Source organism: Ruminococcus sp. 1001136sp1_2201st1_G3_2201SCRN_220225, from assembly GCF_040924365.1.
Classification (GTDB): Bacteria; Bacillota; Clostridia; order Lachnospirales; family Lachnospiraceae; genus Blautia_A; species Blautia_A faecis.
On sequence record NZ_JBCOME010000050.1, the window covers coordinates 4,890 to 14,419 of the forward strand.

The following is a 9,530-nucleotide window of genomic DNA, read 5'->3' on the forward strand; positions in this document are numbered from 1 at the left end:
AACCTATATTTAGAGATTACTTGAATTATGACGATAAGAAAACCTCTCAAGAATCTTGTGTTATTAATTTAAAAGATGGTCAGATTCTTAAAACGACAGGAACATTACTCATCGAAGATGCTTCCACCGCTTTCTGGGCTCCGGAGGAATAATATGAAGCTGATTTCATTAAAATGTCCTGAATGCAGCTCCAATCTTCAAATTGAAGAGGGGCGTGATAAATGTTTCTGCCAATATTGTGGTGCTGAGATTTCTCTAAACGATTACTATAGTAGTCATATTTATCGAAAAGTTGACGAAGCACGAATCAAAGAAGCTGAATACAAGAAAGAAGTTAGAGTTAAACAAGCCGAGATAGATAAAGAAGTTAGGCTAAAAGAACTCGAAGTAGAAGCGCGACGAACTAAATCCAGTATTGTCAGAGTGGTTGTTAAATTAATTGCTTTTGCAATTCTTGTAATTGTCGCAGCAATATTTGATGTTGTTGGTAGTACAAATTTTGATTTAAGAGGGCTTGCTAATACAGCAGCTCTTATATTAGTTATGGCACCTATAGTCTTAATCTTTTTGTTTTTAAGCGAAAAGAAATAACCCCACATAAGGGCTTACGTAAATTCTACGTAGGCTCTTATTTTTTCGCTATTTTTACAGCTCCTATAATGAAAGGAGGAATTTTGTATGCGAAAAATGAGTAAAAACGCATGGGTATTTCAAATGACTGTTCATGGCGTAGAACCAGATAATGATGTCATAATTCAAGAACTGATAAATGAGTCAGGCGGTCTTATGATCGGAAAAAGGAAATTTTCGAAAGGCGTGTCTTATTTGTTGGTTGTTGATTTATTGGCATTGGATATCTTAATGACTGGAATGGCAGAAGCATATCCATGCGAAGTATCTTACAGAAAGGCAAAAGTAATAAAATTCTAAAAGTCAGAGTCCTAACCGGGGCTCTTTCTTTTTACTTAGAAGGAGCGACAAATGAAATACCATTACACAAAGCCAACAGAATATTCATCAATGTATGGACAGCTCTACGAATGTAATCATCCAGCATACAACCACTGTACTTTATATTTGATCGGGGATAAAGGGCTGGCGGTTATCCAACAAAGATACGACAAAAAATCAAAATGCACCTGGTGGTCTGAGATCGACCGGTGTTTGACGGATGCTCTATATTTACATTCCAAATTTAAATCAGTCTTTGATAAATACGCCAGTACACCTACGAATGGATTATATCCAACAATGACGGTCCGACAATTAATGTGGAATCTAAGGATGAAACCCATGGTCCGGGAACGCTGGGAAACATATTTCGATAAGACTGGATTTTAGCGAAAATTACATGGGGTGTTATGAAAAAAAAATATTTTAGGAGGGTATCTATGACCGATATTGATAAACAAATAGAATCTTTAGGATATGAGATTCGTGTATCTGATTTATCTTGTTGTTATATTGTATATGAAAATAAAAAACAGGACCAGGAGGTGATCATCGAATGGGAAGATGATGATACGCCTGTTGAATGTTGTAAAATATTTTCGCAAACAATAACAAGAGTAAAAGATTGGTTAGGACATACGAATCAAATGCCTATGGCGCTAACTATTCAAGAGGCGGAGATATTTGTTGCTAAAATTAAAGAATTAAGAGAGGGCTCTTAACAAGGGCTCTTTCTTTTCGCCAATTTTACAATTTCTATTATGACAAAATATTTCAAGGGAGGAATCAGAGATGATTACATTAGCAATTTTATTATTACTTGGATTGGCGTTAATCGTATTCACAATTATTAGCGTTGTCGTAGTTGGCAGCGTTGGGTTTGTGATATTTGGTGACATCATCGTGGCAGTGTTAATAATTGCTTGGATTATCAGATGCATAGCCAAGAAATAACTACGAGCGGAGCTGGCAACGGCTCTTGCTCTTTCGCGGAGATAACACTTTCTATTATGACTAAATAATTCTAAGGAGGAACAAAGTCATGAAAAATTATTATTCTAAAATTAGAGAATTGGAGAAGGAACTTGAAAGAAATAAAAAGATATATAGCAAGTTATGTCGTCAAAGAGAAAATCTTAACGATCGGAAGGGCGTTGTTATGTTGACCGAGTGTATGGACTTAGAGATACAATTAATATCGGTATCTATAACTATTAGCAGTATTTCTGAGCAATTAAGATATCTGCACGAAGAATATAAGAAATATAAAGAGGAAAATTCAAGGGAGTTCTATGACCCAATGGACAATGTAGATATAGTAATGCTTATTCATAAGGACGGAAGTATTCACGGAACTATTTTATAAGAAGATTAGAGTCTTGGAGAAATCTAAGGCTCTTTCTCTTTCGCGATATTTACACTTTCTTTAGTGAGAAAAAATCAAAGGAGGTATCAAAGATTGGCGGAATTAATCGCAATTTTGGCCGGACTTCTCATATACACAGTATTGAAGTATATTGAGAAATAAGTCGGAACAAAACGATCGAGGTCAGCGATGGCCTCTTTCTTTTATTTTCGCGATATTTTCAACTACTTTAATGGGAAATAGGTAGCTTAACTAGGGCAAAGCGTCAGAGTAAAATCTGAAGAAAACCGACTCAAACTCGGTGCTATTTCTTTTAATTTTGATCTAACTCGCGAAAATAACATAGTGTGTAATGGAAACAATAATAAATTTTATTCGAAAAGGAGAAAAGTTATGATGTATTGCAAAGTTGAGAAAATGATTGAGACTATGGATAAGGTTGTAGAAAAGACTCTGCATCTTGTTACTCCGGATTCATTAAAGTATATGGATTCGGATAATTTAGAGATGCTGCAGCTTTGTTTACAGCTTACGGAAGAGTTGAAGGAAGTTGTTAAAACCGAGGCGGAACAGCTTGATCGTATCGAAAAGAAATTGGATAAATTGTTATCCGCAACAAATAAGATTGGGGCTTAAAAAGCCTCTTTCTTTTGTTTTCGCGATATTTTCAATTCCTTTAATGGAGAAACAGTTAGCTCAGTTGGGAGAGCATTCCACAAGCGAAGGGTCGTGGGTTCGAGCCCCACACTGTTTCTTTTAGCTTTTAACCACTTCATATGAAAAGGAGAAAAACTATGAGATTAGAAACTTTAGCTGTATCAAAACTTATGGAAAGAATGGTGAACAATGGCGCATCGCTGGAAGAATTGAAAAAGGTTGCTGATTACATGGTAACCGCAGCCGTATACGATGAAATGACGGTTAATCTTTATGATGTTGCTGAGAAAAACGGAATTAAAGAACTTGCGAAAAAGTACCCGCCTAGTTTTTCATGGCTTGGCTCCAGCGATACATCTGCAAAAGAACTGCTCAACTTAAACCATGGCGTACCAAAGCACGAATACGATTTTTCCAAAACTAAAGTAGGCGACAAGATTACAGTCGACTTGAAAGAATTGGGGAAATTCAAAGCTACTGCTCATGAAGTGACGGATAACAACGTTCTTTTCATCTTTGATGATTATATTGCAGAGCGTCCTATGAATGAAAGACCTACGAACAAAGGCGGATATGAAAAATCCGATTTGAAGAAATGGATTGATACCTATTTATATAGTTTGTTCCCATTAGAATTGAGAAAGCGTATCGTTGAACTCACCATTCCTTCTGTTGGACAGGTTGTTGGATGGGAGAACGAATGGAATAAAGAGCATTTTGAAGCCGATGACGATGAACAGCTTCCTCTTATGAAACTGAGAAAAAATAGAGTGGCATATTTTAATAATGAATGTGAATGGGGCTGGCTGCGAAATGCAATAAAGAAAGAATATTCTTCGGCTTCCTTTGCCCTTGTGGTCAACGGCGGCGGTGCGGATTACCTCAACGCTTCGGGCTCTTCTGGGGTTCGTCCGGCTTTCCGATTAAAGAAATAACAGATTAGAAAGGAGACGCCTATGAAGCCAAAGTTATTTTTCAAGAGAAACTCATCCACCATACTGACTGTACTTGGATGCGCTGGTGTTGTGGCAACTGCAGTGTTATCTGCCAAAGCAGCACCAAAAGCAAAGCGGCTGCTAGCTAACGCTGAGTTGGAGAAAGGTGAGGAGCTTACTGTACTAGAGAAAACCGAGACAGTGGCTCTTACATATTTGCCTGTGATATTGACCGGTTCGGCGACTATATTCTGCATCTGCGGAGCACAAATTCTTAACCAGCACCAGCAAGCATCTATGGCGAGTGCATACGCCTTGCTAGATCAGTCTTACAAAGATTATCGTAGAAAGTTGAAAGAATTATATGGAGAGGAAGCGGATCAGAGGATAATTGAGGCTATTGCTGTAGAAAAGGCTGAAAAAGTGCACATTCAAGCGTCTTATTTATGCAGTGATTGTGACATATCTTCAGATAAATCGGTTGGAAGACCGGTATTATTCTACGAAGAATATTCGAAGCGATTCTTTAGAGCTACGGTGGAACAAGTACAAAATGCCGAATACCATTTAAACCGAAACTACGCATTGGGCGGAAGTGTTATTCTAAATGAATTATATTCTTTTCTTGGTTTATCCTCTACCGACTTTGGAGAGGTTCTTGGCTGGGCGCCAACTGATGAAGGAGAATATTGGATTGAATTTAATCATCGTAGGGCAAAACTCAAAGACGGTACTGAGTTTTATATCATCGAGATGCCATTTGAGCCGCGGGTAAACTATGATGACTATTATGAAAGCGAAGAGGAGTATTATGCCAACAATCCAAATTCGCCAAAATTACAGATGCTTTAATGAAAGGAAATCATAAGGAGGAAAAATCATGGATAAAACAGTCAAGACTATCTTGAAAATTGGAGGCATATTTGCTGCAACGCAGGTATATGAAGTTTTAGTAAAAGGTCATATGTTATATTTAGTTGAGCCTTTACTGGACAAAAATGTGAATTTTAAAAGCGGCGCGGATCTAATATGTGAACCGACAAAGAAATTAAGATATAAGTCTATAATGGCGGTTAAGGATTTTTTCAAGAAATATGATAAATAAAGTTTTGACACCTGGGAAACTGGGTGTCTTACTTTTCGCCAAAATTACAGGTGCTTTAATGAAAGGAGGTATACATAAATGAAGAATAAACTGGATGTTACTAATCTTGTCAAAATTGCTGGCTGGATTGCCGTAGCCGTAGGAGGTCTTATGGCGAGTTGGGCTAGCGATAAGCAGCAACAGGAACAGACAGAAAAATCTGTCAAAGAGTATATTTCACAAAAAGAGGAGTCCTAACAAGGGCTTCTCAATTTTATTTTTTAGGAGGATATCATGAAGAAACCAAACGTAATGAAAATATTCAACACAGTAAAAAAAGCAGTCGAAAAAAAAAGTCCAGAGATTCTTATTGCTTTTGGTATTGCCGGAATGATTACAACTACTGTACTGGCAGTAAAAGCTACACCTAAGGCCATGGAAAAAATCAAAGAAGTTGAAAAGAATAAGAAAGAGGAATTCGATCGCGACCATGGATATTCTGAGTTAGATACCATGTTTAAACTAACCAAACCTGAAGTAGTCAAAGCAACCTGGAAATGTTATATTCCGGCGGCTATATCTGGTGCGACATCTATCGCATGCATCGTTGGAGCTAATACTGTACATTCAAAACGTAATGCAGCTATAGCAACAGCCTATAAGTTATCTGAAAAAGCACTCACAGAATATAAGGAAGCTACCATTGAAGAAGTAGGAAAAGAAAAAGCCAAGGCAATCAAAGATAGGGTGGCACAAAAACAGCTCGATAATAATCCTGTAAATGACAGTCAGGTTATCATCACTGGAAACGGTAAACAGCTTTGCTATGATGGTGTATCTGGACGATATTTTGAATCTAGTATACAGGAAATTGAGACTGCTGTGAATAAGATAAACCGTTCTTTAAATTACGACATGTATGTCTCATTAAGCGAATTTTATGACGAACTGGATCTCGAACATACTGATATAAGTGATGAGCTTGGGTGGAATTTGGATGATGGTTTGGTCGAGATTAGTTATGGCACTATGATAGCAAAAGATAACCGACCGTGCATCACCTTGGAATATCATGTCGCGCCAAAATATGATTTCTCAAAATTAATGTAACTCGCGAAAAAAGCAACCACTTTAATGGGAAATGAAAACTTATTTTTAGGAGGAAAATTAAAATGGAAGAAAAGAAAGTTATCACAATGGAGAATCGAGAAAACGAGTGTGAAAACAACGATGAAGTTCTTGAGGAAGTCATTGAGAAGGAATCTTTGTTTAATAAGGCAAAAAGATTTGTGAAGAGTAACAAGAAGAAAATCCTGGCAACAGGAGCGCTTCTGGTTACTGGAGCTATTGGATTTGCTTTTGGGGCAAGGTCTAACGATGGTGACGAAGATGACATTATTGACAGCACTTGTGAAGAAACTGAAAGTGATGATTCTGATTCCACAGAAGAAACTGAAGAATGAGATTCTATGAGAAAGGAGGAGCACCTATAACACGGTGTTTCTCTTTTTTTTTCGCAGGAGGATGAATGCCTAAGTATGTATATGAGGGTCCTGTTCTGGAGTTCGAGCATCTTCTGACAGATAAATGGAGAGCTGAAACATTGGCGCCGACTAAACGTAAAGCTATTAGTAATCTCCAGTATCAGTTCAAGAAAAATAATAATAGATTACCAAACTCAAAGATTACTCTTCCGGGTAAGCTTCGTATGGTTAGTTAAGGAGGATATAAATGGATATTAAAGCTACACCAAACTCTCACCGATATAAGGCAGAGCAGGCTAAAGCTTCTGAGAAGAAAGTCCAGAAAATTGTTAGCGGAAATGTGAAAACAAGAAAAAAATCTGAAATGAGTAAATTCAAAGACACTATATTCGCTGAAGATGTGAATAGCGTGAAATCGTATCTATTCATTGATGTAATCATCCCTGCCATCAAAAAAGCCATATTTGAAACTGTGACAAATGGCGTTGATATGATGCTTTATGGGGAAGTACGAGGAAAGAAACGATCTTCTTATGACCAGGTATCATACAGAGATTATTCAAAGAGCGACCGACCATATTCGAGCAGATCATCTACGTCATTCGATCTGGATGAAATTAGTTTTGATAATCGCGGTGATGCGGAAGCTGTCCTGGATGGAATGACAGATATTCTTAATGAATACGATTCTGTATCGGTTGGGGATTTATACGACATGATTGGGAAAACGGCTCCATTCACCGCTTATAGATGGGGATGGACAAGCATTAGAACTGCTGAAACAATCAGAGGCAGAGGAGGAGAATATTTCCTTAAACTGCCCAAAGCAAAACCACTTTGATTGATATTTTAGAAAAGGAGAATTAACAAAATGAAAAAATTTAACATGGCAAATGTAACCAGAGCAATCAATAAAGCTGGTTTCAAGTTAAAAAAACACAGTCCGGAAATCCTGATTGTAGCAGGTGTAGTTGGAGTTGTAACAAGCGCGGTCATGGCTTGTAAAGCTACTATGAAGCTCAATGACACGCTGACTGACACAAAAGAAAAAGTAGAGGATTTCCATGCAGATGAAGCGAACTACACAGAGGAAGAAGGAAAGAAAACTCTGACTTTAATTTACAGTAAGGCAGCCCTTGATATTGCTAAGCTGTATGGTCCATCTGTAGTGCTTGGAGGATTATCTATCACTGCTATTCTTACATCAAATAACATCCTTAGAAAGAGGAATATTGCTCTCGCAGCAGCATACACAGCAGTTGACAAAAGCTTTAAAGAATATCGTGGACGTGTAATCGAGAGATTCGGTAAGGAGCTTGATCGCGAACTCAAATATAACATCAAAGCTACAATGCAAGAGATTTCGTGGAACGATGGGAGCGGGAAAATGGTCCATTTGGCATTGAGAAAGTAATCCAAGGTTCGAAGACCGAGTCTGTCCCCTTAGGTGAACTAAAGAAACTTTCAGAAGAGAGAATGCTGCTTTTTGACGAGCAGCTTATGACGTTTACAATGGGTAATTGCATAGTTATGGAGGACACCAATGGTAATAGGAAATTATTGAAGAGAAGACACGAAGCAAAAATTGATACCGTAGCGGCTATGATGGATGCTTTTATTGCATTCAAACTGAATAGAGAAGCATTTGAATAATGGAGGAAGAATAATGAATGAATTGAAAGATACAATTGAACTTATGAACAGTTCCGATTATAAAGATCGGTTCCGATTATAAAGATCGGTTCAAAGCTGAGTATTATCAGCTCAAAATTAGATATACCAAACTTCATGCCATGCTTGTGAAATTAGAGGCTGGCAAACTTGATTTCACCCCATCCTCTTCAAGAGCAATCCTTTATGAGCAACAGCGGTATATGGTTGAGTATCTTCGTTGTTTGGAAGTTCGTGCGGAATTTGAGGGAATTGAGCTTTAAAATTTTTTACCCAAGAGTTAGCATATACTAACTTTTTGAGCCTGGAAAATATATATGGAGAAAAATCAAAATGGAATTTAATATCACAAGACGATTGCAGCGTGCATTCAATGCATTTGCCAATCGTGATCCAACACGTGGGTACCAATCAAATGGACCGGGGTATTCTGCCAGACCAGATCGCCCACGTTTAAGCGGCGGTAATGAGAGATCTATTATCACCGCTATTTTTAATCGAATCTCTTTGGATGTAGCGAGTATCGGATTCAGACATTGTAAGCTGGATAAGGACGGTCGATATATAGAAGATGTGGATTCAGAGCTGAATAATTGTTTAACTCTGGAAGCAAATATTGATCAGACCGCACGATCGTACATCCAAGATGTAGTTATTAAAGGAGAAGATGGACTTTATTACAAACTTAACACGAATGGTTCTACCATTACTTCTGAACAGACGGACTACAACAGTCTTAATGGTACTTTGATTCAGGCTAAGAGTATTACAGCAGACAAGGTGGCTGTGACTGATTTGGTAGCTTTTGGAGCAGATATTGCTGGAAATCATATAGGAAATGGTGCTATATATTCTGGGGTAAAAACATCAGCTCTTAATACGACAAAAGGATTCTATCTCGGTTCCGACGGACAAGTTGGTATAGGCGATACAAATCATTATATTCAGTTCTATAAGGGAGACAATGGAGAATTTCATCTTAGAATTAGTGCTGAAGACATTTTGTTCGGAAAGAGCAAAAAAACTATCGAAAGTGCAATCAGCGAAATAGATACAAAAGTCAACAATGTTAAATCCATAGTTGGTAAAACGTATACATATCAAATCGGTACAAATATGACAGATGTCCCTACAGGAGGATGGTCTATTTCGATGCCTAATGTTCCGCAAGGACAGTATCTGTGGACAAAAGAGACCACTTTATATTCAGATGCGAGTACTTCAGTTGGATATGTTGCTACCAGAATGGGCGTTGATGGAGCAGGAGGAGCAACCGGTCCACAAGGTCCACAAGGTCCTCAGGGTGTTAAGGGTGAAAAGGGAGCAACCGGTCCACAAGGTCTGCAAGGTCCTCAGGGCGTTAAGGGTGAAAAGGGAGCAAC

The 9,530-nt window shown here is 38.0% G+C and carries 16 protein-coding genes, 1 tRNA gene and 1 pseudogene; all 18 read left to right on the top strand.

From position 1 onward, the window contains the following. The first annotated feature begins 153 nt into the window (after window positions 1–153). Window positions 154–591, top strand: coding sequence for a hypothetical protein (locus AB5642_RS15055; RefSeq protein ID WP_173715541.1), 438 nt, complete (start codon window positions 154–156; stop codon window positions 589–591). Between the two features lie 87 nt (window positions 592–678). Continuing rightward, the gene (locus tag AB5642_RS15060) at window positions 679–930 is read left to right on the top strand and encodes a hypothetical protein (protein WP_173715542.1); all 252 of its coding nucleotides are present in this window, start codon (window positions 679–681) and stop codon (window positions 928–930) included. A gap of 461 nt (window positions 931–1,391) precedes the next feature. After that, window positions 1,392–1,673, top strand: coding sequence for a hypothetical protein (locus tag AB5642_RS15065; RefSeq protein ID WP_173715543.1), 282 nt, complete (start codon window positions 1,392–1,394; stop codon window positions 1,671–1,673). Window positions 1,674–1,743: 70 nt separating this feature from the next. Beyond that, window positions 1,744–1,905, top strand: coding sequence for a hypothetical protein (locus AB5642_RS15070; RefSeq protein WP_173715544.1), 162 nt, complete (start codon window positions 1,744–1,746; stop codon window positions 1,903–1,905). 88 nt (window positions 1,906–1,993) lie between these two features. Next, entirely contained in the window at window positions 1,994–2,317 is a 324-nt protein-coding gene (locus AB5642_RS15075) for a hypothetical protein (RefSeq protein WP_173715545.1), read from the top strand. A 393-nt stretch (window positions 2,318–2,710) separates the two neighbouring features. After that, window positions 2,711–2,953: a hypothetical protein gene (locus AB5642_RS15080; protein WP_368371723.1), complete on the top strand. Its 243-nt coding sequence runs from the start codon at window positions 2,711–2,713 to the stop codon at window positions 2,951–2,953. A gap of 48 nt (window positions 2,954–3,001) precedes the next feature. Continuing rightward, window positions 3,002–3,072, top strand: a tRNA-Leu gene (locus AB5642_RS15085). A gap of 39 nt (window positions 3,073–3,111) precedes the next feature. Further along, the gene (locus AB5642_RS15090) at window positions 3,112–3,909 is read left to right on the top strand and encodes a DUF6273 domain-containing protein (RefSeq protein ID WP_195699334.1); all 798 of its coding nucleotides are present in this window, start codon (window positions 3,112–3,114) and stop codon (window positions 3,907–3,909) included. A gap of 21 nt (window positions 3,910–3,930) precedes the next feature. Next, window positions 3,931–4,761 carry a DUF6353 family protein gene (locus AB5642_RS15095; protein WP_173735427.1) on the top strand — a complete coding sequence of 277 codons (831 nt, stop codon included), beginning with the start codon at window positions 3,931–3,933 and terminating at the stop codon, window positions 4,759–4,761. 28 nt (window positions 4,762–4,789) lie between these two features. Then, entirely contained in the window at window positions 4,790–5,014 is a 225-nt protein-coding gene (locus AB5642_RS15100; protein ID WP_173735428.1) for a hypothetical protein, read from the top strand. 78 nt (window positions 5,015–5,092) lie between these two features. Further along, on the top strand, window positions 5,093–5,251 hold the full coding sequence (locus tag AB5642_RS15105; RefSeq protein WP_173735429.1) for a hypothetical protein: 159 nt from the start codon (window positions 5,093–5,095) through the stop codon (window positions 5,249–5,251). Window positions 5,252–5,287: 36 nt separating this feature from the next. After that, window positions 5,288–6,103 carry a DUF6353 family protein gene (locus AB5642_RS15110; RefSeq protein ID WP_173735430.1) on the top strand — a complete coding sequence of 272 codons (816 nt, stop codon included), beginning with the start codon at window positions 5,288–5,290 and terminating at the stop codon, window positions 6,101–6,103. 62 nt (window positions 6,104–6,165) lie between these two features. Further along, window positions 6,166–6,456, top strand: coding sequence for a hypothetical protein (locus AB5642_RS15115; protein ID WP_173735431.1), 291 nt, complete (start codon window positions 6,166–6,168; stop codon window positions 6,454–6,456). Between the two features lie 268 nt (window positions 6,457–6,724). Next, window positions 6,725–7,318, top strand: coding sequence for a hypothetical protein (locus AB5642_RS15120; protein WP_173735433.1), 594 nt, complete (start codon window positions 6,725–6,727; stop codon window positions 7,316–7,318). Between the two features lie 30 nt (window positions 7,319–7,348). Next, a complete protein-coding gene (locus AB5642_RS15125; protein WP_368371724.1) occupies window positions 7,349–7,891 on the top strand; it encodes a DUF6353 family protein in 543 nt (180 codons plus the stop codon). Continuing rightward, window positions 7,843–8,130, top strand: a complete 288-nt coding sequence (locus AB5642_RS15130) for a terminase TerL endonuclease subunit (RefSeq protein ID WP_368371725.1) — start codon at window positions 7,843–7,845, stop codon at window positions 8,128–8,130. Before AB5642_RS15125 ends, AB5642_RS15130 begins: the two co-directional genes overlap by 49 nt. A gap of 140 nt (window positions 8,131–8,270) precedes the next feature. Beyond that, entirely contained in the window at window positions 8,271–8,411 is a 141-nt protein-coding gene (locus tag AB5642_RS15135; protein WP_243284494.1) for a hypothetical protein, read from the top strand. A gap of 70 nt (window positions 8,412–8,481) precedes the next feature. Beyond that, window positions 8,482–9,530: pseudogene (locus tag AB5642_RS15140) on the top strand (hypothetical protein); the annotation flags it as partial.